General features: G+C 68.9%; 21 protein-coding genes. 9 read left to right on the top strand and 12 right to left on the bottom strand.

Going from position 1 to position 24,127, the window contains the following annotated elements; genetic code table 11:
* Positions 1–15 precede the first annotated feature (15 nt).
* Positions 16–1,074 (top strand): hypothetical protein, encoded by a 1,059-nt coding sequence (locus OG622_RS26980; RefSeq protein WP_371579198.1) that lies wholly within the window; start codon positions 16–18, stop codon positions 1,072–1,074.
* Between the two features lie 112 nt (positions 1,075–1,186).
* Complete coding sequence (locus OG622_RS26985) at positions 1,187–1,813, top strand: HAD family hydrolase (protein ID WP_371579199.1); 627 nt, start codon at positions 1,187–1,189, stop codon at positions 1,811–1,813.
* Positions 1,814–1,873: 60 nt separating this feature from the next.
* Here the strand turns inward: OG622_RS26985 and OG622_RS26990 are convergent, their stop codons facing one another.
* The gene (locus tag OG622_RS26990) at positions 1,874–2,125 is read right to left on the bottom strand and encodes a hypothetical protein (RefSeq protein ID WP_371579200.1); all 252 of its coding nucleotides are present in this window, start codon (positions 2,123–2,125) and stop codon (positions 1,874–1,876) included.
* A 242-nt stretch (positions 2,126–2,367) separates the two neighbouring features.
* Here OG622_RS26990 and OG622_RS26995 point away from each other — a divergent pair, with 242 nt between their 5' ends.
* Positions 2,368–3,990: a recombinase family protein gene (locus tag OG622_RS26995; RefSeq protein ID WP_371579201.1), complete on the top strand. Its 1,623-nt coding sequence runs from the start codon at positions 2,368–2,370 to the stop codon at positions 3,988–3,990.
* A 182-nt stretch (positions 3,991–4,172) separates the two neighbouring features.
* Here the strand turns inward: OG622_RS26995 and OG622_RS27000 are convergent, their stop codons facing one another.
* Positions 4,173–4,751 (bottom strand): hypothetical protein, encoded by a 579-nt coding sequence (locus OG622_RS27000; protein WP_371579202.1) that lies wholly within the window; start codon positions 4,749–4,751, stop codon positions 4,173–4,175.
* Between the two features lie 481 nt (positions 4,752–5,232).
* Between OG622_RS27000 and OG622_RS27005 the strand changes: the two genes are divergently transcribed.
* Positions 5,233–5,616, top strand: a complete 384-nt coding sequence (locus OG622_RS27005; protein WP_037705295.1) for a cold-shock protein — start codon at positions 5,233–5,235, stop codon at positions 5,614–5,616.
* Positions 5,617–5,636: 20 nt separating this feature from the next.
* Here OG622_RS27005 and OG622_RS27010 read toward each other — a convergent pair whose 3' ends face one another.
* The 4 genes from OG622_RS27010 to OG622_RS27025 all read right to left on the bottom strand — a co-directional run bounded on the left by OG622_RS27010 (position 5,637) and on the right by OG622_RS27025 (position 9,168).
* Positions 5,637–6,506 carry a 1,4-dihydroxy-6-naphthoate synthase gene (locus OG622_RS27010; protein WP_371579203.1) on the bottom strand — a complete coding sequence of 290 codons (870 nt, stop codon included), beginning with the start codon at positions 6,504–6,506 and terminating at the stop codon, positions 5,637–5,639.
* Between the two features lie 28 nt (positions 6,507–6,534).
* Positions 6,535–7,260: a futalosine hydrolase gene (locus OG622_RS27015; protein ID WP_371579204.1), complete on the bottom strand. Its 726-nt coding sequence runs from the start codon at positions 7,258–7,260 to the stop codon at positions 6,535–6,537.
* A 16-nt stretch (positions 7,261–7,276) separates the two neighbouring features.
* Positions 7,277–7,747, bottom strand: coding sequence for a hypothetical protein (locus tag OG622_RS27020; RefSeq protein WP_371579205.1), 471 nt, complete (start codon positions 7,745–7,747; stop codon positions 7,277–7,279).
* A gap of 74 nt (positions 7,748–7,821) precedes the next feature.
* Positions 7,822–9,168, bottom strand: coding sequence for an MFS transporter (locus OG622_RS27025; protein ID WP_371584227.1), 1,347 nt, complete (start codon positions 9,166–9,168; stop codon positions 7,822–7,824).
* Positions 9,169–9,839: 671 nt separating this feature from the next.
* Between OG622_RS27025 and OG622_RS27030 the strand changes: the two genes are divergently transcribed.
* Positions 9,840–10,772 carry a DUF3027 domain-containing protein gene (locus OG622_RS27030; protein WP_371579206.1) on the top strand — a complete coding sequence of 311 codons (933 nt, stop codon included), beginning with the start codon at positions 9,840–9,842 and terminating at the stop codon, positions 10,770–10,772.
* Positions 10,773–11,046: 274 nt separating this feature from the next.
* Positions 11,047–14,172 (top strand): sacsin N-terminal ATP-binding-like domain-containing protein, encoded by a 3,126-nt coding sequence (locus OG622_RS27035; protein WP_371579207.1) that lies wholly within the window; start codon positions 11,047–11,049, stop codon positions 14,170–14,172.
* A 142-nt stretch (positions 14,173–14,314) separates the two neighbouring features.
* On the opposite strand, the gene OG622_RS27040 is transcribed toward OG622_RS27035, so the two are convergent.
* Positions 14,315–14,761 carry a hypothetical protein gene (locus OG622_RS27040; RefSeq protein WP_371579208.1) on the bottom strand — a complete coding sequence of 149 codons (447 nt, stop codon included), beginning with the start codon at positions 14,759–14,761 and terminating at the stop codon, positions 14,315–14,317.
* Positions 14,762–14,776: 15 nt separating this feature from the next.
* Positions 14,777–15,844 (bottom strand): amidase domain-containing protein, encoded by a 1,068-nt coding sequence (locus tag OG622_RS27045; protein WP_371579209.1) that lies wholly within the window; start codon positions 15,842–15,844, stop codon positions 14,777–14,779.
* Between the two features lie 1,383 nt (positions 15,845–17,227).
* Between OG622_RS27045 and OG622_RS27050 the strand changes: the two genes are divergently transcribed.
* Together OG622_RS27050 and OG622_RS27055 are read left to right on the top strand one after the other, a co-directional pair.
* On the top strand, positions 17,228–18,007 hold the full coding sequence (locus OG622_RS27050) for a calcium-binding protein (protein ID WP_371579210.1): 780 nt from the start codon (positions 17,228–17,230) through the stop codon (positions 18,005–18,007).
* 182 nt (positions 18,008–18,189) lie between these two features.
* Positions 18,190–19,113, top strand: a complete 924-nt coding sequence (locus tag OG622_RS27055) for a hypothetical protein (protein ID WP_371579211.1) — start codon at positions 18,190–18,192, stop codon at positions 19,111–19,113.
* 309 nt (positions 19,114–19,422) lie between these two features.
* Here OG622_RS27055 and OG622_RS27060 read toward each other — a convergent pair whose 3' ends face one another.
* From OG622_RS27060 to OG622_RS27075, 4 genes are all read right to left on the bottom strand, one after another.
* A complete protein-coding gene (locus OG622_RS27060; protein WP_371579212.1) occupies positions 19,423–19,977 on the bottom strand; it encodes a hypothetical protein in 555 nt (184 codons plus the stop codon).
* Positions 19,978–20,121: 144 nt separating this feature from the next.
* Positions 20,122–22,527, bottom strand: a complete 2,406-nt coding sequence (locus OG622_RS27065; RefSeq protein WP_371579213.1) for an HAD-IC family P-type ATPase — start codon at positions 22,525–22,527, stop codon at positions 20,122–20,124.
* Positions 22,528–22,711: 184 nt separating this feature from the next.
* A complete protein-coding gene (locus OG622_RS27070; protein ID WP_371579214.1) occupies positions 22,712–23,032 on the bottom strand; it encodes a DUF2530 domain-containing protein in 321 nt (106 codons plus the stop codon).
* A gap of 127 nt (positions 23,033–23,159) precedes the next feature.
* Positions 23,160–23,363, bottom strand: a complete 204-nt coding sequence (locus OG622_RS27075) for a ribbon-helix-helix protein, CopG family (RefSeq protein WP_371579215.1) — start codon at positions 23,361–23,363, stop codon at positions 23,160–23,162.
* 165 nt (positions 23,364–23,528) lie between these two features.
* Between OG622_RS27075 and OG622_RS27080 the strand changes: the two genes are divergently transcribed.
* The gene (locus tag OG622_RS27080) at positions 23,529–23,966 is read left to right on the top strand and encodes a MarR family winged helix-turn-helix transcriptional regulator (protein ID WP_371579217.1); all 438 of its coding nucleotides are present in this window, start codon (positions 23,529–23,531) and stop codon (positions 23,964–23,966) included.
* Positions 23,967–24,127 lie beyond the last annotated feature (161 nt).

Below are 24,127 nucleotides of genomic sequence, written 5' to 3' on the forward strand. Positions count from 1 at the left end.
CCCCGGAGGGGCTTCGTGGGGATTGAGAGCGACCAGGTCGTCTACGAGTATCTGAGCCGGGTCGGTGATCTGGCTCAGCAGCGGCAGTTGCCGTCGGCGACGCGGATGCGTCTGGTGTCGGGGCTGCGGGACGAGATCGACCGGCGGCGGGCGAAGGTGCCGGTGGACAGTCCGGCTGCCGTGCGGCGCATCATCGCCCGCCTCGGTACGCCGAACGACGTCGTCGAGGCGGCGGGCGCGCCCGGTGACGTACCGGAGCCGCGGGCCGCCGCCGTGCCCGTGCAGCGGGTGACCGGTGACGACGGCGCCGACACGGAGGACGCCGGGGAGCGGCCCAAGGGGCTGTCCAGAGGGCTCCGACGGGTCGTGCCGCGACCGCGCCCCGCCGAAGCCGTGCCGCCGCCGGTGGCGGGCGGTGCCGCTCCGCCGCATCTCGCTCCGCTGCACGAACTGGGGGACGGCGACGCGCAGCCCGACTGGTGGCGGGTCGGCGGGGGTGGCGGGCCCGGAGGCGCCGATCTCGGGTTCGGGCTCGGGGACTCCGTGCCGGGGTTCGTCGGGGGTGTGGAGATTCCCGAGCTGCTGAAGCCGCCGCCGGTGAAGGCGGAGGGGGAGGGGCAGGGCAAGGGGGAGAAGCGGGCGGTCGAGAAGGGGGAGGCCCCCTCGGCGGTCGTCACGGAGGAGAGAGGGTCCCGGCGGCTGCGGTTGCCGCTGCCCCGGTTGCGGCCCGCGGGTGGGGGGTGGAGCAACCCACTGCTGTTGCTGGCCGCCGTGCTGCTGGTCGCGGGGGCGGTCATGGGGAGTCTGGTGCCGTTGGGGCTCGGGTGGCTGATCGCCTATCTGTCGCGGCGGCTGACGCCCACCGAGTCGAAGTGGGCGGTCATGGGGATTCCGGGGGTGGTGGCCGCCGGGGGGATCGTCTGGCTGTGGGGGCGAACGGACGGCCGCTGGGGTGACCCCATTGCCCAGGGCCACATGAACTCCGCGCTCACCGACACCTGGCCCTGGGTCCTCCGCACCGCCGCCGTCTCCTCCGCGCTCTACCTCCTCTGGCGCTCCCAACGCCCCCGCTGACCGGCGTTCTCCTCCCCGCGCCCCGCAGAAGGCAAGGGCGCGGGGAACCGCGCGACCAGCACCCACACACCCGCACCCGACCCGCCACCCCACCCGGCCCACAATGGACGGCATGAACTCTCGCGCGCTGACCGTCGGATTCGATCTCGACATGACGCTGATCGACTCACGGCCGGGGATCCACGCCTGTTACGAGGCGCTGGCGGCGCGGACGGGGACGTACATAGACGCCGATCTGACGATCACCCGGCTGGGGCCGCCGCTCGCGGACGAGCTGGCGCACTGGTTTCCGGCGGCGGAGATCCCGGCGATGGCGGACCTCTACCGGCAGATGTATCCGGCGATCGCGATCGCCGCGACCCCCGCGATGCCGGGCGCGCCGGAGGCGATCGCGGCGGTCCGGGCGGCCGGTGGGCGGGCGATCGTGGTCACCGCCAAGTACGAGCCCAACGCCAGGCTGCACCTGGAGCACCTCGGCATGGAGCCGGACGTACTCGTCGGCGACCTGTGGGCGGAGGCCAAGGCGGCGGCGCTGCGCGAGCACGGCGCGAGCGTGTACGTCGGCGACCACACCGGCGACGTACGCGGCGCCCGCACGGCACAGGCGTACGCGGTCGCCGTCGCCACCGGCCCCTGCGACGAGCGGGAGCTGAGCGAGGCCGGCGCCGACGTCGTCCTCACGGACCTGACCGCGTTCCCGGCGTGGCTCGACACGCACCGGCGCACGCGCTCCCGGTAGGACCTGCTGGGCACGGCCGGCTGGGCACGGCCTGCCCGGCGGGACCGGAGACGGCCGGATTCAGAGACGTGCCTCGCGCGCCCTTCTGCGCCCCGCCGCGACGGACTGCAGCACTCCGGCGCCGGCGACGAGGAAGCCGACGCCCATGAGCATGCTCAGGACGAACATGTAGGTGGGGAACGGAGTCGTTCCGAGGAACAGTGGTGCCACGGTGACGAGTGTGGCCACGGCACCGGCGAAGAACACGATCGCACCGGCACGGATCAGCCGGTCACCGGGTTCGGCGGAATTCGGTTGGGTTTTGTCACGCACCCGACCAGGGTAGTTCCCAGCGCGAGGGAACAGTCGGCCGACGTCTTGTCACCCGCCCCCGGACCAATAGGCTGGGGACCGGCGGGTCCGACGACCCGCTGTAGTGCTGTCCAGAGCAGTTTGCGCACACCGAGAACACCAAACAGACGCAGTTTCCGACGAGTACGAGAGCGATGACAGACGTGCCTACCGGCAATGCCAAGCCGGTTAACTAGACACGCATAGAGCGGTACGCTCGCGCCATGACACCCGGTCTGCGCTACCTCGCCTGTCTCCGTCTCTCTGCCGACTCGGACGGCTCCACCTCCATCGAGTGGCAGCGTGGCGTGATCCGACACCACGTCAGTTCTCCGCACCTGTCCGGCGTCCTGGTGGGCGAGGCAGAGGACACGGATGTCTCAGGCTCCATCTCTCCCTTCAAGCGTCCGAGACTCGGTAAGTGGCTGACGTCTCGAGCCCATGAGTTCGACGTGATCATTGCGGCCAAGATGGACCGGCTCACCCGACGCTCGATGCACTTCAACAACCTCTTGGAGTGGGCACAGGAGAACGGGAAGTTCATCGTCTGTGTAGAGGAAGGGTTCGACCTTTCCACTCCTCAAGGAAAGATGATGGCCCGTATGACTGCCGTCTTTGCTGAGGCTGAGTGGGACACCATCCAGGCACGCATTCTGAACGGCGTACAAAGCCGTCTGGAGAACCGTTCATGGCTCACAGGCGCTCCGCCTACCGGCTACCGCATCAAAGCCGTAGAGGGAGGCAAGAGGAAGGTTCTGGAGATTGACCACGACTTCCACCCCTACGTGGAAGAGATCTTCTCTCGTGTCCGTGAGGGTCAGTCCACACACAGGATTGCCCGAGACTTCAATGGCCGTGGCGTACTCACATGGGGAGACCATCTCAGGAAGTTGAAGGGGGAGGAAATCAACGGAACTCAGTGGCAGTCAACCATCATCAATAAGTTCATCCGCTCCTCTTGGGTCCCTGGTATCTATGCCTATAAGGGCGAGGCTGTTCTGGACGACCAGGGAGAGCCGGTAATCCTCCCTGAACAGCCATTGGCTTCGATGGATGAATGGACAGATCTGGTAGACAGGATCAAACCCGCCCCCAAGCCTGTAGGAACGGAAAGCCGTACGGGTGCCAAGAGTCTGCTTGCTGGTATTGCTCGCTGCGGTAACTGTGGAGCGCCGGTAACTTCTCTTCTGAATTCCGGACATACAAGGAAAGACGGAGAGCGAATTCCGGGACACAGGTATTACCGCTGCTCCAATAAGTTCAAGGGCGGAGCATGCACCCAGGGTCTCTATGTCCGTGCTGATCTCCTGGACGGATGGGTTGACCAGGAGATTCGGGGGAGTGTGGGCACGTGGGACATGTACGAGCGAGCCGGTACGGGACCCTCTCAGGCAAGGGAACTCCAGTCAGCTAGGGCGCGCCTGGAAAAGCTGGAAGCTGACTTCCTGGCAGGGGAGTACGACGGAGAGGGCCAGGAAGAGTCCTACCGCCGTATGCATAAGGGTCTGTCGGCAAAGGTTGCTCTCCTGGTAAAGCAGGAAGAGGAAAGGGCTAACCCGGCTCTCAAGGCGACAGGTAAGAAGTACGGGGAAGTCTGGGAAGCTAAAGACCAGGAAGACCGTAGGGAATTCCTTCGCAGCTATCAGGTGAAGGTCTGGGCTTGGGATAAGGGAACGGATGAGAGTGAGAGGGGAATGGTTATGGATCTGGGGGATATTCAGGCCATGGCGAGCGAGCTGGCACTCTCGCGTCCAGGGAAAAGTGAAATGACAAGACTTGTGGTTAGCCGCAATTCGGAAGCCCGCATGTGGAAAGCATTGGAATTCGCCAAGAACTGGAATATGTAAAGAAAATGCCCTGTCGAATGACGGGGTCTTTTTCTTTTCCTGAATTGTTTACGGATTCACCTCCCGCCTTTTATGGTTGAATATCGATCGGGGGTGGTCTGGTCTTTCGAGTGCCCAGTACTCCAGCCGTAGATCGTTACGGTCGTGGCACCGGATGCCCGAGTCGTATTGGCTGGCCCGTCCTATCCGTGTGTGACGGTCGTGCCGAGCCACGTCCTCAGGCCCCGCTGCGCGACCCGCAATACTTCACTCGGGGGCAGCTCGTCAGCTCGTTCGATCACAACGAGACCCCAGTCCTTCCGGCGGACTGCGCCAAGCGTCACTGCGCGCTCACGCAGCAGGTACTTCACCGCCGAAGCCAGGTCGTCCACTGGAGGACTTACCTCGTAGCTTGCGAGTTTCCCGACGTACCAGTCCAGCCACTGCTCGCCTTCCCTCGTCACGGCCCGGGACAATGCGGACTCGGCATCCCCGTCGAGAAAGACCATGACCGGCCGGACCTGTTCGAGAACCTCTGTGAGGTCAGTCATGAACGCGTCGATCGTCTCTTCGCCGTGCCCCATGGCCAGCAGCGTCGGCACGAACGGCATCAGCGCGTCCGCGATCACCATGTCATTGCCGCTCGCCACGACCGCATCGACGAATCTCGCAGTCGCCGCGATCAGTGTCCCCGGCTCGACCACGCCTGTCGCCCTGAACTCCTCGGCTACCGCAGCGAACTGCGGTCGGGTCAAGATCTCCTCCTCGCGGAAGTGGTCCACCCGCAGTCCGTATCGGCCAGCCACTGGGACAGCCCGGCACACAGCGTCGACTTGCCCGCTCCGGGAGATGCTCCCCACACAGTGATCAGAACTGTCATGGCTGCCGAGCCTAGGATCGGCAGCCATGACTGCCAACTCCATGGCGTCCCCGGCTGTCCGTGCCGCAGATCGTGATCTTCACGGGAGAACCATTCGGCGCCGGTAGTGGCTGGCCCGGGATCGGGCTTGGTGGCGTCGTCGCCATGCGGACCAGTGGAGTCGATGTGCGGCTGCGTGGGTGGGCTGGGTGACGAGTGTGGTGAAACGGGGCCCTCACACTTCCCCCACCACTCTGAGCCTCTGCCGACACAGGTAGGGGCTCAGTCGTGTTTCCAGGCGTGATTAAGCCTGTGTGTCGCTGGGGAGAGCCCCGGTAGGCTGTCATGACGGCAGTTCAAGGGTGTCCGGTGTCAGTCCGGCAGCTATCGAGGGAGCGTGTGCTTTGCCGACTGGCAAGGTCAAATGGTTCAACAGTGAGAAGGGCTTCGGCTTTCTCTCCCGTGACGACGGCGGTGACGTCTTCGTCCACTCCTCCGTACTGCCCGCCGGTGTCGACACCTTGAAGCCGGGCCAGAAGGTCGAGTTCGGGGTCGTCGCCGGTCAACGCGGTGACCAGGCCCTCTCCGTGACGGTTCTGGAGCCGGCCCCCTCGGTCGCCGCCGCCCAGCGCAAGAAGCCCGACGAGCTGGCATCGATCGTGCAGGATCTGACCACACTGCTGGAGAACATCACGCCGATGCTGGAGCGGGGCCGCTATCCCGACCGTGCCGCGGGCGGGAAGATCGCGGGTCTTCTCCGCGCCGTGGCCGACCAGTTGGACGTGTAGTCCACCGACTCCAAGGGTGTCTAAGGGAATTCGAGCGCGTCGGGGCCGAGGGGCGGTACCAGTCCCTCGGCCGCCGCACGTGTGAGCAGGCCCCTGACCGCCGCGTAGCCGTCCTCGCCGAGGTCGGCCGTGAACTCGTTGACGTACAGGCCGATGTGCTGGTCGGCGACGGCCGGGTCCATCTCCTGGGCGTGTTCGAGGACGTACGGGCGGGAGACCTCGGGGTCGTCCCAGGCCGCGCGGACGGAGGCGCGGATCGTCTCCGCGAGCCCGGTCAGTGTCTCCGTGCCCAGCGAGCGCTTCGCGATGATCGCGCCCAGCGGAATCGGCAGCCCCGTCGTGTCCTCCCAGTGCGCGCCCATGTCGGCGAGGTTGTGGAGGCCGTAGTTCCGGTAGGTGAAGCGGGCCTCGTGGATGACGAGTCCGGCGTCGACCTTGCCGTCCCGCACGGCCGGCATGATCTCGTGGAACGGCATCACCACGATCTCGCCCACCCCGCCGGGCAGCGTGTCCGCCGCCCAGAGGCGGAAGAGGAGATACGCGGTCGACCGCTCGCTCGGCACCGCCACCGTACGGCCGGTGAGGTCCGTGCCCGGCTCCCGCGTCAGCACCAGCGGGCCACAGCCCCGCCCGAGCGCACCGCCGCAGGGCAGCAGCGCGTACTCGTCGAGGACGTACGGCAGCACGGCGTACGACACCTTCAGTACGTCCAGGTCGCCGCGCTCGGCCATGCCGTTGGTGATGTCGATGTCCGCGAACGTCACGTCGAGCGCGGGCGCGCCGGGGATCCGGCCGTGCGCCCAGGCGTCGAAGACGAACGTGTCGTTGGGGCAGGGCGAGTACGCCATCCGCAGCCCGCCGGTCCCGGCGGGGGTGGTCGCGCGGCTCATGGGCGTCGCCTCGGGGCTCATGGGGCTGCTAGGGCTCATAGGGCTCATGGGGGTCCCAACTCTCCAGTACGGGCGTCAGCTTCCCGAAGGCCTCGGTGAGTGCGGTCAGCGCGTCGCCGATGCGCCAGGCGGCGCGGTCGCGCGGGCCCACGGGGTTGGAGACGGCGCGCAGTTCGAGGACGGGAGTGGTGTGCGCGGCGGCGGCCTCGGCGACCCCGAAGCCCTCCATCGCCTCGGCCAGCGCACGCGGGTGGCGGGCCCGCAGGGTGGCCGCGCGCCCGGCGCTGCCGGTGACCGTGGAGACGGTGAGGACGGTGCCGGTGCGGGCGCCGGTGGCGGTCGCGGCGGCACGTACGAGGTCCTGCGGCGGGTGGTGGGTGACGGTGCCGAAGCCCAGGTCGGTGACCGGGACGAAGCCGTCCGGCGTCTCGGCGCCCAGATCGGCCGCCGTGATCTCGTCGGCGAGGACGAGAGAGCCGAGGGGCGCCTCGGGCAGGAATCCCCCCGCGATACCGGTGGACACGACCAGCCCGTACGGCCTGCCCTCCAGGGCCGCGGCGGTCAGCGCGGCGGCGGTGGAGGCGGCGGCGAGGGCGGGGCCCACACCGGCGGCGAGGAGGTCGTAGTCGTGCGGGGGCGTCCGGAAGCCGTGGAGGGTCGCCGCCGGGAGTCGTGCCTCGGTGGCGGGGCCCGGGAGCGCTCGTGCCACCGCGTCCCGTTCGGCGGGGACGGCGGTGGCTACGAGGATGCGCATGGGCGGCGGCCGCGGATCAGGCGTCCGGGTTCTTCAGCTTGAAGTTCCACACGCCCTTGATCGCCGAACCCGAGGCGTTCTGCTCGACGATGCTGATCGTCAGCGACTTCTGGGCGGGCTGACCGGGCTGGGTGGCGAAGAGGCCCGGGTTCTCGAACGACCAGTACGTCTTGTCGAACGTCTCGCTGGTGGCCTGCTCCCCGTTGATCCACAGGGCCCAGCCCGTCTTCGCCACCTCCGGGTCGACGCCGATGCGCAGGGCCTTGCCGGCCGGCAGGTCGATCGACTTGGAGGGCTTCCCCTCCGCGCACTCCTTGGCCTGTGCGGCGTCGAGGGACCGGTAGCACTCGGCCTCGGCGCTGATCGAGTCGGTGCCGATCGTGACGGTGGCCATCGGCGTCGGCTCATCGCAGGCCGACAGGACGAGAAGTCCGGCGGAAACGGCGCCGAGGGTGGCTGCGGCGCGACGGGAACGCGGGAAGGTCATGGGCGAAGGTTATCTGGCCCGTCCAGAGGTGCCCCTACGTGGGGTCCGGCGTGCCGGGCCGGCCGGGGAATCGGTCAGGCCACACGGGCGCGGGGCGCGCCGCCGTGGCGGGCGGAGGAGAGCAGGCCGCGGACCGTGGTGAGCCAGCCCGCGGCGACGATCGCGGCGGACACGGCCATCCCGAGGGTGCCGTTGAGGGGAAGGGCGATCCCGATGGCGCCGCCGATCACCCAGGAGATCTGGAGCAGGGTCTCGGAGCGGGCGAAGGCGGAGGTCCGGACGAGTTCGGGGACGTCGCGCTGGATGAGGGCGTCCAGGCACAGCTTCGACAGGGCCTGCGAGAACCCGGCGACCGCGGCGAGGCAGGCGATGAAGAACGCGCCGAAGAACAGGGCCGCCGTGATCGCCACACAGAGTTCGACGGCGACGACGGTCACGATGATCAGTTCCGGCGACCGCTGCTTCGCCCACGCCCCCACGGCCGTGCCCAGCGCGTTTCCCGTGCCGGCCGCGACGGCCACCATGCCCAGGGAGACGGCGGCGCTCTGCCCGTGGAGCGGGTGGATGCGCAGCAGGAACGCCAGGAAGAAGATCAGGAAGCCGGAGAGGCCGCGCAGCGCGGCGTTGGCGGCGAGGGCGTGGGTGACCGCCGGGCCGACCGTCCGCAGGCCCGGCCGCTTCAGCGTCTCGCTGCGGTGCGGGCCGTGCAGATGCTCGGGGTCGGCCGCGAGCAGGGCCCTGTCCTCACCCTTCGCCGAGTCGACCTTCGAGGGGAGCGTGAAGGAGAGGAACGTACCCGCGACGAAGATCAGGAAGGCGCCGTAGAGCGGCCAGCGGGCTCCGAGCGCCTGCAGTCCGGCGCCGATGGGAGCGGCGACGCCGGTGGCGAGCAGACCGCACAGGGTGACCCGGGAGTTGGCCTTCACCAGGGAGAACCCAGGGGGCAGCAGGCGGGGGACGACGGCGCTGCGGACCACCCCGTACGCCTTCGAGGCGACCAGGACGCCCAGGGCGGCGGGGTAGAGCTCGATGCTGCCCGTCTCGACGGCGCCGACGAGGAGCAGGGCGAGGAAGGCGCGGACCAGCATCGCGCCGGCCATCGCGGCGCGGCGGCCGTGCGGGAGGCGGTCCAGGAGGGGGCCGATGACGGGGGCGAGGAGGGCGAAGGGGGCGAGGGTGATGGCGAGGTAGAGGGCGACTCGGCCGCGGGCCTCGTCGGTGGGGACGGAGAAGAAGACCGTGGAGGCGAGGGAGACGGTGATCATCACGTCGCCCGCGCCGTTCACACCGTGCAGCTCGATGAGTTTGCCGAGGCCGGATTCGCCGGCGCCGTGGGCGTGGGTGGCCTTGCGGATGCCTCGGGCGGGGCCGGTGAACGGAAGGTGCAGGGCGCGGCCCACCGAGCGGACGGCGCCGGTCACCCGACCCGATCCGCGCGCTCCGCCCCGCTCGGCGCCGGTCACCTCGTCATAGTGCCCCGAGAAAGGGGGGCGTAGTGCGTTTACCGCTCGTATGGCCCCGGTTCGGGACGGGTGTCCGCGGTGGGTGGGCCGGCTGCGGGTTCGTCGTGGTTGATCGCGCGGTTCCCCGCGCCCTCTGAAAGTTCCTGGCCCCGCGGGCCTGAAGAACGACGGCTTCGCGGGGAGAGAACCACGGGGCGCAGCCCCTGCTTTTTTTCAGGGGCGCGGGGAACCGCGCGATCAGCCACGACCCACCCGCAGCCGCCCGACGACCCTGGCCTCCCGAGTCCTCACGCGCGGCCGGACCGCAGGTCACGGCGGTTTCCCGCCAATAACCGACGGTGCCTGTCCAGCCCTCTCGACCCCCTCTCCGGCCGAAGTCGAGCGCAGCGGAATCGCGGAACCGCTACGTCGGTGTGGGCGCGGAGCCTCGGAGAAGGTAGCGTGCATAGCGCGCCTGCGGCAGTTGTTCTCGGCCGCGCGCCTCTCGTTCATCCCGCAGAATGGATGACATAGGTGCGCCCGAGTGCGATCGGGCGCGGACGTCGACGCGGCCCCCTGGTCCGCTCCGTCCGCTCCCCTCCGCCGAGGGAGGCGCACTCGTGAGACGGCGTAGGAGAGAAGCGATACCTGTGAGCGCAGCGACAACGCGAAGCCGCACCCCCGACCGTCTGTGTGCCGAGGCCGTCGACCTCGCCCGTTCCGCCGCGGAGGAGGCCGCCGCGCCAGGCGTGGTGGGCGAGCACGCGGGGCTCGTGTCCGAGGGCGACCGGGTCGTGACGCACTTCTTCGAGTGCAAGGAGATGGGCTACCGAGGCTGGCGCTGGGCCGTCACCGTCGCCCGTGCCTCACGCGCGAAGTTCGTGACACTGGACGAGGTGGTCCTGCTCCCGGGCGCCGACGCGCTGCTCGCGCCGGAGTGGGTGCCCTGGAGCGAGCGGCTCCGGCCGGGCGACATGGGCCCCGGTGACCTGCTGCCCACGGACGCCGAGGACCTGCGGCTGGAGCCCGGGTACTCCGGCGAGGACGAGCCGCTGCCGAACTCCCCGGTCTCGCACGACATGGCCGAGCTGGTGGAGGCGGAGGACGCCGAGGTCACCGCCGGGGTACCGGCGAACCTGCCGCTCGCGCCGACCCGCGGGTCGATCGCCGCGGTCGCCGAGGAACTGGGCATGCGGCGGGCCCGGGTGCTGTCCCGGTACGGGCTGCACACGGCCGCGGACCGGTGGGAGGAAGGGTTCGGGGCGAAGACCGCGATGGCCCAGGCCGCGCCGGCGGCGTGCGTCAGCTGTGGGTTCCTCGTGGCGATCGGCGGGTCCCTCGGGCAGGCCTTCGGGGTGTGCGCCAACGAGTTCGCGCCGGCGGACGGGCGGATGGTCTCGCTGACGTACGGATGCGGCGGGCACTCGGAGGCGGCGGTCATGCCCGCCCCGCCCCGCCCGCTCCCGCCGCGGCTGGACGAGACGCGGGTGGATCCCTTCCCGCTGCGGCCGTCGCCGGACTCGGGGTCGGTGTACGTGGGGCCGGAGGAGACCGAGTTCGAGGCGGATCTGGGGCATTCGTAGGTCGCGGTTCGCGGTTCGCGGTTCGCCGTTCGCCGTTCGCGGTTCGGCGGTTCGACGGGGAGCTCGGGTCCGGCCGTATGCGGGCGGGTGCGGGCCGATGAAAAGGCATGGGGCGCGGCCCCTGCTTTTTCAGGGGCGCGGGGAACTGCGCGAGAAGCCCCACCCACCCGCACCCGCCGACATGCCAGGTACCCCCCACCCCCTGGGCATCCTGCCTAGCCAGCGCTGCGACCCGGTACCTTCGTGTCCACCAGGCGACAGGGAGAAGTGAACCGTGAGCAAGTTCGTGCGGCCGGCGGCAGAGGGTGCGGACCCGTTCGGGACGGCTCGGCTGCGGCGGGGGGTGCTCGACGCCTGGGCCACCAGTCCGGCCCGTTTCCGTGAGGATGCCAACGCCGAGGAGGATCTCGTCCTCGGCGGCTACCGGGACCGCCTCGTCGTGGAGCTGGCGCAGAACGCCGCCGACGCCGCGGCGCGGGCCAAGGTGCCGGGGCGGCTGCGGCTGACCCTCCGCGACGGCGTCCTCGTCGCCGCCAACACCGGCGCCCCGCTCGACGCGGGCGGCGTCGAGTCGCTGTCCACGCTCCGCGCGTCCGCGAAGCGGGACCTCCACGACGGTGCCGTGGGCCGTTACGGTGTCGGTTTCGCCGCCGTGCTCGCCGTCACCGACGAGCCCGCCGTCGTCGGCCGGCACGGCGGTATCCGCTGGTCGCTCGCCGAGGCCCGGATGCTCGCCGCCGACACCGCCCGGCACAGCCCGGGGCTGGGCGACGAGGTCCGTCGGCGTGACGGGCATGTGCCGCTGCTACGGCTGCCGTTCGCGGCCGAGGGGACCGCCCCGGACACGTACGACACCGTCGTCATCCTGCCGCTGCGCGACACCGCCGCCGCCGATCTCGCCGAGCGGCTGCTGCACGCGGTCGACGACGCGCTGCTCCTCGCCCTGCCCGGCCTCGACGAGGTCGTCATCGAGATCGGCGCCGGTGAGGTACGGACGCTGCGGCGGCGCGTGGAGGAGGCGTACGTCGTCGTCGAGGACTCGCGGGACGGGGTCACGCGCTGGCGCACCGTCGCCGAGCACGGCGTGGTCGAGGGCGCGCTGCTCGCCGACCGGCCCGTCGAGGAGCGGCTGCGGCCGCACTGGTCCGTCACCTGGGCGGTGCCCACGGGGCCCGACGGCGCGCCGGTCCGGCCGCGTACCAGCGCCGTCGTGCACGCCCCCACACCCAGCGACGAGGCGCTCGGCGTACCCGCGCTGCTCATCGCCTCCTTCCCCCTGGACACGACCCGGCGGCACGCCGCGGCCGGGCCGCTCACCGACTTCCTCGTGCAGCGCGCGGCGGACGCGTACGCGGGACTCCTCGCCGCCTGGGAGCCGGTCGCCGAGGGGATCATCGACCTCGTGCCCGGCCCGCTGGGCAAGGGTGAGCTGGACGGCGCCCTGCGCGGGGCGATCCTCGAACGGCTGCCGCGGACCGCCTTCCTGCCGCGCGCGGTCGCGCCCGAGCCCGACGACGACCTGCCCGCGGCCCTCCGCCCCCGGGACGCGGAGGTCGTCGAGGGAGCCGGGGACGAGACCGTGCGGGTGCTCGCCGACGTCCTGCCCAACCTGCTGCCCGCCGGGCTCGAACGGCGCGCGGAACTACGCACGTTGGGCGTCGCGCGCCTGCCGCTGGGCGACACGATCGACCGGCTCGCGGGCCTGGAGAAGGCGCCCGACTGGTGGCGGCGGCTGTACGACAGCCTCGCCGGTGTCGACCCGGACCGGCTGTCCGGGCTGCCGGTGCCACTCGCGGACGGGCGGACCACCATCGGGCCGCGTCAGGTGCTCCTGCCGGCCGCCGACGGGCCGCAGACGGCCTCCGAGACCCTCGCCCGCCTGGGACTGAAGGTCGCCCACCCGGACGCCGTGCATCCGCTTCTGGAGAAGCTGGGCGCCCTGCCCGCGACCCCGCGTGCCGTGCTCACCACCCCGCAGGTACGGGCCGCCGTCGCCGCGTCCCTGGACGACGAGGGCGGCGCCTGGGACGAGGAGGACGGCCGGCCGGACGCCGACGAACTCGCCGACCTCGTCCTCGCTCTGGCCCGCGACGCCGCCCTCGACCCCGGCGACGAACCCTGGCTCGCCGCCCTCGCCCTGACCGACGAGGACGGCGAACTGGCGCCCGCCGGTGAACTCGTCCTCCCCGGCAGCCCTTTCGCCCGGGTCGTCCGTGAGGACGAACTCGCCTTCGTGGACGCCGAGCTGGCCGACCGCTGGGGGGAACAGCCCCTGGCCGCCTGCGGGGTGCTGGCCAACTTCGCCCTGGTCCGAGCCACCGACGTCGTCCTCGACCCGGACGAACTGGAGCCGCGCGACGGGGACTTCGCCGAACCCGACGACGCCGGGTTGCTCGACGCGGTGGACGTGTGGTCCGAGGACATCCTCGACCGGTTCCCGGACAGCCCCGTGCCGCCCGTCGCGACGGAGATCGTGGCCGTGCGCGACCTGGAGCTCGTCGACGAGGACCGCTGGCCGGAGGCGCTCGCCCTGCTCGCCCAGCCGCCCCTGCGCGACGCCCTCGTCCAGCCGGTACGCATCCTGCTCCCGGACGGCACGCACGAGGCCGTACGCCCCTACACCGCCTGGTGGCTGCGCGGGCACCCGGTCCTCGACGGCCGCCGCCCGGCAGGCCTGCTCGCGGCCGGCGGGGACCCGCTGCTGCACGGCCTGTACGACGAGGCCGACGCCACCGGCTTCGACGACGAGCAGGTTCTGCGGGCGCTGGGCGTCCGTACCTCGGTGGCCGCGCTGCTGGACGAGCCGGGCGGCGCCGCCGAGCTGCTGGACCGCCTGGCCGACCCGGACCTGCCCGTGGCCGCCGCGCAACTGCACGGCCTGTACGGCGCGTTGGCCGACCTCGACCCCGAACAGGTGACCCTGCCGGACGAGTTGCGCGCGGTGGTGGACGGTGAGGTGACCGTCGTGGACGCGGCCGACGCCGTCGTCGTCGACTCCCCCGACCTGCTGCCCTTCACCTCCGGGATGCCCCTGCTCCCGGTACGGCCGTCAAGGGCCGCCGAGCTGGCCGAGCTGTTCCAGGTGCGGCGGCTCAGCGAATCGGTGACCGGGGAGGTGGACTCGCAGGGTACGGAACACGACGTACCGGAGCCGGTACGGGTCCTGCTCGGCTCCCGGACGCCCGAGAGCTACTTCGAGCACGAGGAACTGGTCGTCGACGGCGTCGAGCTGGACTGGCGGCGCACCCGCGACGGAGTGCTGCACGCCGCCACGCTGGAGGGGGTCGCGGCCGGTCTCGCCTGGGCGGCGGGACAGTGGCCGCGCCGCTTCGAGGTGGCCGCGCTGCTCGAAGACCCGTCCCGGACGGCGGAGTTGGCGCGGGACCGCTGGTTCGACTGAGTTCCTCACGGGCCCCGGGCGACACGAGAGGCGGGCCATGGGCATGGACGTTGGTTGCCCTGAGCCACGTACGGCTGGGGATCGACCTGGTGAGGTCGCGTCACTTCCTGACGGGACCTCACCAGGTGGACGAGGCCATGCTCTACCTCTGCGCGGGGTCGGTGGACGCCGGGCTCTTATCGCTCCCGTCGAAACCGGGTGCGTGTCCGAGAACGATGACCCAGGTACCTTCCTCCCGCGACATCTGGATGTCAGTGCTGAATTCGTTGCCCTGACTGTCCGTGGCTGAGACGTGTGTACTGGCCTCGCCGGGTCCAACGTCGTGGGACACGTTCATGCTCTTGATGTGCAGACCGCGCCCGCCGTGTGCCGCAATGATTTTCCGAGCCTCGCGCTCCGTCCCTATGTGTCCGGATGGAGCAAGTTCTGCAAGAGCGTCGACGTTCTTTTCGTTGAGAGCCGAGACATACGCTTTGGCTGTTTCCCGCTCTGTCCGTCCATCGGAGGACGCGGCCTTGCTGGAGCAGCCACTCAGTGTGATGGCTGCAAGTGAAATCGCAGCACAGAATGCGACCTTCGGAAAAATCATTCGCATTTCTTCCTGTCACGTGCGGTGTGCGTACCATGATGCATTGGGGTACTTTCTCAGCAGCGTACTCAACTTTACGTTGTGCTTGCTCGGAGTGTGGTATGTGAGGTAGATTTCTCCCTTTTTTCCGCGTTTGGTGACGATCATCGTGTGATCGATGATCCCGTCCCGCTTCCAGTCGGCCTGGAGAACGTCGGATGAAACAAGCTTCCAAACGTTATTGAGTGGCTTCGTTCGCTTTGAGTGTTTTTTGGCGAACCAGTACCAATTCTCTGCTCCGGCCCACGTGTAACTCGTGGTCGACTCGAATGAGCCGTAGAACCATTTATCACTGTCTTTGCGTTCGAGGAAACCGCCGGACGTGGTATTCCAGCCGCCGGCGGTCATGGCCTGCGATATGAAGTTTGTGCAGTCGCTGCCGTAGGTTCGATAGTTCGTGTTCGCGCGCTTCCAGTGCTTATTTGCGTAACCCACCATATTGCTGTAGTTGTAGCGGGCGCTTGCTGCTCTTGCGGCAGTGGGGGCCGTTTGGGCGTCAGTGTCCAGTGGCTTATCGCCCTCGGTTTCGGAGGTCCGCTCGGTGCTGCTTCCGGTCTCTATCTGACCCTCGTCCTCGGCGTCGGAAGCCGTGACACTGTGCGGTTCCGTGAGTTGTGTTACCGGGCCAGGTCCCGTGAGGTCTTCATGGATCTTGTCGCTGTTGAGGAGCCAGCCTCCGTCGAACCCCTTGGTGAAGGTCATGGTGTGAGGTACGGAATACTCCTCGAACTCGGGGTCGCCGACGGGCACGGTCGGGTAATAGAGCCGTGCATCCTCCGTGACTTCGACGGTTGCCTGATCACCGTTCACGGTGGTTGATACCGGTGTGACCTGAACCTCTGCGCGAGCGTAACCGCCGTTTTCTGCTTCGAGCCCTCTTCGCAATTGCGCGAGCGCCGCAGCCTCTCTTGCCATTTTTGCCGCAAGTGCGGCAGTGATCCTTGACTCTGCAGACGAGGCGAACGCCTTCCTCACCTTTGGAGCCGTATCGGAAGTTATGACGTCGGCGCGTTCTTGCAGGTAGCCAGTCGTGATTTCCAGCATTTCCGCAGAATCGTCGTTCGAGATCCCTGTGTGGCTTGGAGTCGCCGCATGGGCGGCCGACAGTGGCAGCGCGATTATGGCCAAGGATAGTACGCCGGTGCCAAATATGTGTGATCTGTGCACGCGTCGGTGCATCTATTCCCCCATTGGTGAACGAACTTATCGTCGACTGTATTTATATGTTGATCATCTGTGAGAAGTAAAGTCCTTGAATTGCTAATGGCCGAGAGTGCGTGTGCGTGGCCGGAATGTAGCCCGGAATGCTGCATTCCGGGAAAGTGGTTTTCCTTGGGGCGTGTGATCAGCGCGGCTGATTATGGTCTTATGTTCACTTGAGGCGTGGTTTTCGTCGGATCCATGTTGGCCGTTCTAGCCTCGATCTTGCGTGACGGCTCGTTGGTTCATCTGGCGGGCCGTTTCGGCTTGTTGGGCAGGGTGAGGGCCCGGCTGTCACGTCGGGTGGGCGCAGGGTTCCACGGCTCCGGAGGGGTGGTCCAAGCTCGTCGGGACGGGTGGATCTGTTGGTCAGCCTGGGTTCGGGAGAGCGTGAAGCCGTTCGATCGCATCCGTGATGAGGCCGGTCCAGGGCCAGTGGCCTGCGAATCTCAGGTGCCAGCGGTGGGCGGTGGTGGCGAGTTGAGCCGCAGAGTGCTTCTTTCCGTGCAGCCAACAGGGCCCTAGACAAGTCCCATCGTTGCAGGTCAGGAGCACTCTCCGCTTATTTGATCAAGCCTCGGACACACCCCACCTCGTGAAAGCGCGAGGTTAAGTGCCGGTTCCGGATGACATGTCAGCTGAATGCGCCCAATCTGCGTCAGGTGCACCTCATGCGCGTGGAGCTCTTCGGCGGGCGGGCCGCGAAGGGCTCCATGATCGCGGCCGGTCAGCCCGGCGGGAACGTTGCCCGCGCGGCGTCGGCCTGCCCGTTGGCAGCGCTGCTGCACCTCGGCCAGGAGGCGATCGTGGAGGTTGCGGGGCAGCGCAGCAGTGCTCGCAGATCGACACGTTCCAGAAGGGGTTGCTGCGGGAGGTCCTCGAACTCGACGCCAAGACGCTGGACTTCACCTTCAGGTCCGGGATCACGGGGCGGTCCGCCACGGCGACGCGATCGACGTCGAGCTTCCGGTCGGGTCGCTTCGCCTGCTGGAGCCCGCGCAGAGGGGCTTTTGCGGAGTTACGCGCGAGGTCGACTGTGATCTAGGCAACATCTTCACCGGAAACTCGAATCTCGTACAACCATTCGCCTCCCTCGTGGATCTGATCGCCCGAGCCGACGGGTTTCTCAGGAGTCACTCGACTCCCGGAAGCCGACCGGCTCAACAGACCTGAACCGGATCTCGTGCGGCCTACGGTCCGTGAGATCCCTTCCACGTGGGGAAAACATTGCGTAAGCGTGCCACTCTGGGCGTTGCCGTCACCGGCGCCCTGGCTCTGACCGCCCTCGCCGCTCCGGCCGCGCAGGCTGACGACCACTTCGGCGACACCAGGATCAGTAATGTCTCCGTCAACGGAGGCAAGGCCGTCGTCATCGGCGCGAAGGCCAAGAAGACGGTCACGCTCAAGTTCACCGTCACCGACAACTCCGGTCACCGGACGGCCAGCGCGTACCTGTACCGCGGCAAGACCATCGAGACCGCCGACGCCATTGTCGCGTCCACCAAGGACCCGATCACCTGCAAGAAGGTGACCTCGTCCAAGTCGAACTGCTCGGCGAGCTTCACCATCAGGCCGGGGTACGAGGCCATCAACTCCGTCGCCGGTACGTGGAAGACCACGGTGCTCGCCCAGGCCAAGGACTACGACTACGTCATCAAGGACAACGTCAAGTCCTTCAAGGTCCTGCGCGCCAGCCAGCTCACGGGCGCCAACGCCGCCCCGGAGCCGGTGGCCAAGGGTGCGACGATCACCGTCACCAGCAAGCTGACCCGCGCCAACTGGAACACCAATGTGAACGGTGCTCTCAGCGGCCAGCCGGTGCAGCTCCAGTTCAAGAAGAGTGGCACGTCCACCTACAAGGCGGTCAAGACCGTCAACTCGGCCTCCACGGGCGATGTGTCCGCCACGGTGAAGGCGAGCGCCGACGGTACGTACCGCTACGTGTTCGCGGGCACCTCGACCACGGCGGGCTCGACCGCCACGGGCGACACCATCGACGTGCAGTAAGCAGCGAGCCCAAGGGCTCACCCCTCCCGGTCGGCCTGGCGCCGTAGCGGGAGGCAGGGGGGACGCGTCGGGTGAACCGGCGCGTCCCCCCGACGCACCAGATCACGCGGGCAACGGGCCCGCGATCACGGGGGGCCGATGTGACGACGACCGTCGGGCCCCACTTACCACCGGGGGAAAACATGCGTATGCGAACCACTGCGGTCGCCGTCTCCGGCGCCCTCGCTCTCTCCGCCTTCGCCGCTCCGGCCGTGTACGCCGCGGACGACTCGGCGAACGGCATCGCCACCTCCCCGGAGTGGGCGGCTGCCGCCGCCGACGCCGGGCCGTCCGCGTTCGGCGCGGCCACCACCGCCGACGCGACGGCGGGCCCCGACGTCTCCTTCTCCGGCATGAAGGTGAACGGCGGCAAGCCGATCGTCGTCGGCGCGAGCAAGAAGCGCACGGTGTCGGTCACCTACACGCTCACGCACGCCGCGGACCTCGACATCACCTCCGAGGACTTCGCCAACGGGCCGTTCCTCTACCTCAAGGCGCTGCCCGCCTCGTTGGAGGACACACTCGAGAACCCGGTGCTCTTCGGCGACGAGGCGGCGTCCTGCACCGCCACCTCCCCGACCACCGCCAACTGCAAGGCGCTCATCGACATCAGGCCGGGCGACGGCGAACTCGCCAACGCGTACGCCAAGACCTGGAAGGCCGGCGGCCTCGCCATCCAGTTCGACGAGGACACCGCGGACATGGGCGAGACCTGGCAGGGCGGCCTCGGCACCGCCAAGCTCCAGCGCGAGACGAGGCTCACCGGCGCCAACGCGGCCCCCGAGCCCGTCAAGAAGGGCAGGACCATCACGGTCACGAGCAAGCTGACCCGTGCCAACTGGGAGACCAACAAGTTCCCGGCGTACGGCGGCCAGTCCGTGAAGCTGCAGTTCAAGAAGAAGGGCACGTCCACCTACAAGGACGTCAAGACGGTCAAGTCGTCCTCCGCGGGCGCCCTGAAGACCACCGTCAAGGCGACTGTCGACGGTACGTACCGCTTCGTCTTCGCGGGCAGCTCGGGCGCGGCGGCTGTGACCTCCGCGGCCGACGCCGTCGACGTGAAGTAGGCGCGGCAGCATTAAGAGGTGTGGGCGTCGGCTCTGGGTTCTCCAGGGCCGACGCCTTTTCCGTATAGCGCGATTCGACGGCGTCCATGCCCCTGAGGGTGGTCTTGGACAGGTGGTGATGTCGGGGTCGGGGGGAGGCCCCTGGGGCCCGGTGGTTGGTGGCCGTGTCGGCTGGGTGTGGTCACTCGCTCGGGTGATGGTGATCGATGGGGTGCGCGGTCTCGGACGCCTCCGGCAATACGGGCGACTACGTCGACGTGAAGTAGGGCCCGAAGCGGTGATGGGGGACGGGTGGGGTGGGCCGTGCTGTCAGAGGCTCGGGAAGAGCAGGACGAAGAAGAGCCACAGCAGCACGGCCCAGAAGAGCGCCGCCGCCAGTGACACGAGCAGGGAACTGCGCCACTTCAACACGAGGAACGGGAAGAGCACCAGGGCCGCCCAGTAACCGGCCACGTCGATGGAGACACGGGCGGCTTGGCCGAGGGTGCCGGCGCGGCCCGTGGCGATGTGGCGCAGCAGCCGCTGCGAGGCGAAGCCGTACAGGCCGAAGACGATGGGGAAGAACCACAGCGGTGTGATCGTGACCAGCTCGGTCTCCGAGAACTCGTCGAACATGACGAGATAGACGAGACCGGCGCCCAGGAGGCCGGCGATCAGCGCGGTCACGTAGAGAGCGGTCAGAGCGGGCGGTTCGATGGCGCCGGCCGGCACGGGGACCGCCGAAGCGTACGGAACGTCGGGCGACGGGACCCGGACCACCTGGTGGCAGTGCGGGCAACGGACGTCCTGCCCGACCCGGTCGGCCGGAGCCGAGATCAGGTGTCCGCACGCGGCGTGGAATTCCACCTGCTGATACGGGTTCATGAAGCTGCTTCTCCCCACCCTGTTCTCTGTGCCGCCTCCCGGTGCCGCTCGATGCCGGTGCCGCGACGGCGCGACCTCGACGAGGCCGGTCAGAGGCGAGGACGCCGCCCGGGGATGTCCGGTTTCGGGCGCGGGGCGTACGCCCTATGCAGGGAAGCGGCGGTCCACCCACCTCCACAGGAGCTCCAGGGCGGCCGCGGCCCCGGCCGCGATGGCGACCGCGATCCACGGCATCGTCGTACCCACCAGGCGCAGGGCGAAGAAGTCCTGGAGCCAGGGCACGGCGAGGACCACCAGGAAGCAGGCGCCCATCGTGGCGACCAGGCCCAGGCGCCACCAGGTGTAAGGGCGGGCGATGATGGCCAGCACCCACATGGAGATCAGGAAGAGGGTCAGGGTCGCGACGCTGGTCTCGGCTTCCAACGCGCCCTCGCCCGCGTAGTGGTGGCGGGCGATCAGGTAGGTGGCGAAGGTGGCCACGGCCGCCAGCACGCCGCCCGGGATCGCGTACCGCATCACCCGCCGCACGAAGTGGGGTCTCGCGCGCTCCTTGTTGGGGGCCAGGGCGAGGAAGAAGGCCGGGACGCCGATCGTCAGGGTCGAGAGCAGGGTCAGGTGGCGGGGGAGGAAGGGGTACTCCACCTGCCAGCAGACCACCAGGACGGCCAGGAGCACCGAGTAGACCGTCTTCACCAGGAAGAGGGTCGCGACGCGGGTGATGTTGCCGATGACCCGGCGGCCCTCCGCGACCACCGACGGCAGCGTCGCGAAGCTGTTGTTGAGAAGGACGATCTGGGCCACCGCCCTGGTCGCCTCCGAGCCCGAGCCCATCGCCACACCGATGTCGGCGTCCTTGAGGGCCAGCACGTCGTTCACGCCGTCGCCCGTCATCGCGACCGTGTGGCCGCGGGACTGCAGCGCGCCGACCATGTCCCGCTTCTGCTGCGGGGTGACCCGGCCGAAGACCGTGCCGGAGTCGAGGGCCTCCGCCATGCCGTCGCGTTCGGCGGGGAGCCGACGGGCGTCGACGACCTCTCCGGCGAGGCCCAGCTTTCCGGCCACCGCGCCGACCGACACCGCGTTGTCGCCGGAGATGACCTTCGCCCGTACGCTCTGCTCCTCGAAGTAGCGGAGGGTGTCGGCGGCGTCGGGGCGCAGCCGCTGTTCGAGGACGACGAGGGCGGTGGGGTGCGCGCCCCGGGTCACCTCCGGGTCGTCCAGCTCCCGGGTCACCCGGGCCAGCAGCAGCACCCGTAGCCCCTCCTCGTTCAGCCGGTCGGTCGCGGTGAGGGCCGGGGCGTCCTCGGGGAGCAGGACGTCGGGGGCGCCGAGCAGCCAGGTGCTGGACTCGCCGTCGCTCTCGCTGAAGGACGCGCCGCTGTACTTGCGGGCCGAGGAGAAGGGCAGGGACTCGGTGCAGCGCCAGTCCTCGCTGTCCGGGTAGGCGTCGATGACGGCCTGGAGGGAGGCGTTCGGGCGGGGATCCGCTTCGCCGAGTGCGCCGAGGACCCTTCGTACGTACGCCTCGTCGACGCCGTCGAGGGGGCGGAGTTCCGTGACGTCCATGCCGCCCTCGGTGAGGGTGCCGGTCTTGTCGAGGCAGACGGTGTCGACGCGGGCCAGGCCCTCGATGGCCGGCAGCTCCTGCACCAGGCACTGCTTGCGGCCGAGGCGGATCACCCCGATCGCGAAGGCGACGGAGGTCAGGAGGACGAGGCCCTCGGGGACCATCGGCACGATGCCGCCGACCGTGCGGGCCACGGAGTCCTTGAAGTCGTTCTCCTTCACGATCAGCTGGCTGATGATCAGGCCGATCGCGGTCGGGATCATCATCCACGTGACGTACTTGAGGATCGTGGAGATGCCGGAGCGCAGCTCGGAGTGGACGAGGGTGAAACGGCTCGCCTCCTCCGCCAGCTGGGCCGCGTACGCCTCCCGGCCCACCTTCGTCGCGGTGAACGCCCCGCCGCCGGCGACCACGAAACTGCCGGACATCACCTGGTCCCCGGGCTGTTTGACGACCGGGTCGGCCTCGCCGGTGAGCAGTGACTCGTCGATCTCCAGGCCGTCGGTCTCGACGCACTCGCCGTCGACGACGATCTTGTCGCCGGGGCCGATCTCGATGATGTCCCCGAGGACGATGTCGGAGGTGCCGACCGGCGCGGCGACCCCGTCCCGCCGGACCGTCGGCCTCGCCTCGCCGATCACCGCGAGGGAGTCGAGGGTCTTCTTCGCCCGCCACTCCTGGATGATGCCGATGCCCGTGTTGGCGAGGATCACATAGCCGAAGAGGCTGTCCTGGAACGGCGCCACGAACAGCATGATCAGCCAGAGCACGCCGATGATCGCGTTGAACCGGGTGAAGACGTTCGCGCGGACGATCTCCACCATGGAGCGGCTGCTCCGCACGGGTACGTCGTTCACCTCGCCGCGGGCCACCCGACCGGCCACCTCGGCGGCCGTCAGACCACGCGCCCGCCCCGTGCGTGTCGCGGCCGGGGCGGTGGGGTGCACAGGATCGAGTTCGGTACCCGCGTCGATGTGCGTCATGCACTCGACGGTACGTGCGGATTTGGGCGTTCACCCGCCGAGTGCGCGAAAGATCCGACCTGGGGAGGACGGGGGAGGGGCGAGATGGTGCCGTGGTCGTACTACTCCCTGAGGGCGCCCCTACCGGTCTGTCCCTGAGGGTGCCCCTACCGGTCCACTCCCTGAGGGTGCCCTGTCGGTGGTACTACTCGACGGGCTCGACCGGCGTCACATCGGCCTCGTCGGCGCTCGCGTCCGCGTCGGCGTCGCTCCTGGCCCTGCGCCGCGCGTCTCTCTTGATCGCCGCGTCCCGTCTGCGCACGTAGTAGATGCCGATGAACCCGAGCCCGCCGCCCGCCAGACAGGTCCACACCCACCAGGCGTGCCCGTGGTCCTCGTACCAGCCGTAGAAGGGGAGCTGGACGACGAAGAGGACGAGCCACAGGATCGTGCCGCCGATGATGGTCGGCACGATGGGCCCCTCCAGGGGCGCCGGTGCCTCGTGCTTGGGGGTCCACTTCGCCATGGGGCACAGCTTACGAGGCCGAAGGCTCTACGCGCGGAGATGGCGATTGACGAATCATAGGTTCATGCTGAAACAGTTCTGTGTGTCGCGGTCTTCGTCTTCTACTGCCTGATGTCGACGCCGGGGCTTACGTGAGCGGCATCCGGGTCTCTCGCACCCCGTAGAACTTCTCCGTCTCCTCGACGGCGGTCTGGAACCGCTCGTCGAAGTCGTCCCGGATGAGCGTCCCGATCACGTAGTCCTGGACACTCATTCCCCTTTTCGCCGCGTGGGTCCGGAGCCGTTCGAGCAGCTCCCCGTCTATCCGCAGGCTGAGCACAGTGGTCCCCATGTGTACAAGGTTCAGGTGCGCTCCCCTCTGTCGTGTCACGTTCTGCGTACTAGTCACTCGTATGAGTGATCAGAGGCCCGAGATCGGCATGAGTGGCGGGGCTCACGGGCACGGCTGTGAAGTTCCGGTGGTCTTTAGCGAGAGTAATGAGTTAAGCTAAAGAACATGCCTGACCTGAACCATGGCGACGACGAGGCCGCTGTGAACGCCCTCCGTTCCGCCGTGATGCGCCTGTCCCGTCGGCTCAAGCACCAACGGGTCGACGAGTCGTTGAGCCCGACCGAGATGTCGGTGCTCGGCACACTCGCCCGTTGCGGCACCGCCACCCCCGGTGAGCTGGCCCGCAAGGAGCATGTGCAACCGCCGTCGATGACCCGGATCGTCGCCCTGCTGGAGAGCAAGGGGCTGGTGAAGCTGGAGCCGCACCCCGAGGACCGGCGGCAGAAGGTGGTCACCCAGACCGAGCGGGCCGAGGCGATGCTGGAGGAGAGCCGCCGCAAACGCAACGCGTTCCTCGCCACCCTCGTCGAGGGCCTCGACGAGGACGAATGGGAGAAGCTGCGCGCGGCAGCGCCCGTGCTGGAGAGGCTCGCGCATCTCTGACCCGGCGCCCGGCCACCGGGTGCGCCTCGGCCAGGGGGGTACGCCCGATCGGCCGCCGGTACGCCCCGGCCGACAGCCTGTGCGCCCTCAGGGGACGGGCATGGGCCGATCCGAAAACCAGCAGACAGAACAGGAGCGGTGAGGCTTACGCAACCGCACGA

Source organism: Streptomyces sp. NBC_01314 (assembly GCF_041435215.1).
Classification (GTDB): domain Bacteria; phylum Actinomycetota; class Actinomycetes; order Streptomycetales; family Streptomycetaceae; genus Streptomyces.

Coding starts and splice junctions, on each gene's coding strand:
- OG622_RS27040 (WP_371579208.1), bottom strand. CDS start 14,761: ATGATTTTTCCGAAGGTCGCATTCTGTGCTGCGATTTCACTTGCAGCC.
- OG622_RS27020 (WP_371579205.1), bottom strand. CDS start 7,747: ATGACCTTCCCGCGTTCCCGTCGCGCCGCAGCCACCCTCGGCGCCGTT.
- OG622_RS26985 (WP_371579199.1), top strand. CDS start 1,187: ATGAACTCTCGCGCGCTGACCGTCGGATTCGATCTCGACATGACGCTG.
- OG622_RS27055 (WP_371579211.1), top strand. CDS start 18,190: ATGCGTATGCGAACCACTGCGGTCGCCGTCTCCGGCGCCCTCGCTCTC.
- OG622_RS26995 (WP_371579201.1), top strand. CDS start 2,368: ATGACACCCGGTCTGCGCTACCTCGCCTGTCTCCGTCTCTCTGCCGAC.
- OG622_RS27010 (WP_371579203.1), bottom strand. CDS start 6,506: ATGAGCCGCGCGACCACCCCCGCCGGGACCGGCGGGCTGCGGATGGCG.
- OG622_RS27080 (WP_371579217.1), top strand. CDS start 23,529: ATGCCTGACCTGAACCATGGCGACGACGAGGCCGCTGTGAACGCCCTC.
- OG622_RS27065 (WP_371579213.1), bottom strand. CDS start 22,527: ATGACGCACATCGACGCGGGTACCGAACTCGATCCTGTGCACCCCACC.
- OG622_RS27045 (WP_371579209.1), bottom strand. CDS start 15,844: ATGCTGGAAATCACGACTGGCTACCTGCAAGAACGCGCCGACGTCATA.
- OG622_RS27075 (WP_371579215.1), bottom strand. CDS start 23,363: ATGGGGACCACTGTGCTCAGCCTGCGGATAGACGGGGAGCTGCTCGAA.
- OG622_RS27015 (WP_371579204.1), bottom strand. CDS start 7,260: ATGCGCATCCTCGTAGCCACCGCCGTCCCCGCCGAACGGGACGCGGTG.
- OG622_RS27060 (WP_371579212.1), bottom strand. CDS start 19,977: ATGAACCCGTATCAGCAGGTGGAATTCCACGCCGCGTGCGGACACCTG.
- OG622_RS27070 (WP_371579214.1), bottom strand. CDS start 23,032: ATGGCGAAGTGGACCCCCAAGCACGAGGCACCGGCGCCCCTGGAGGGG.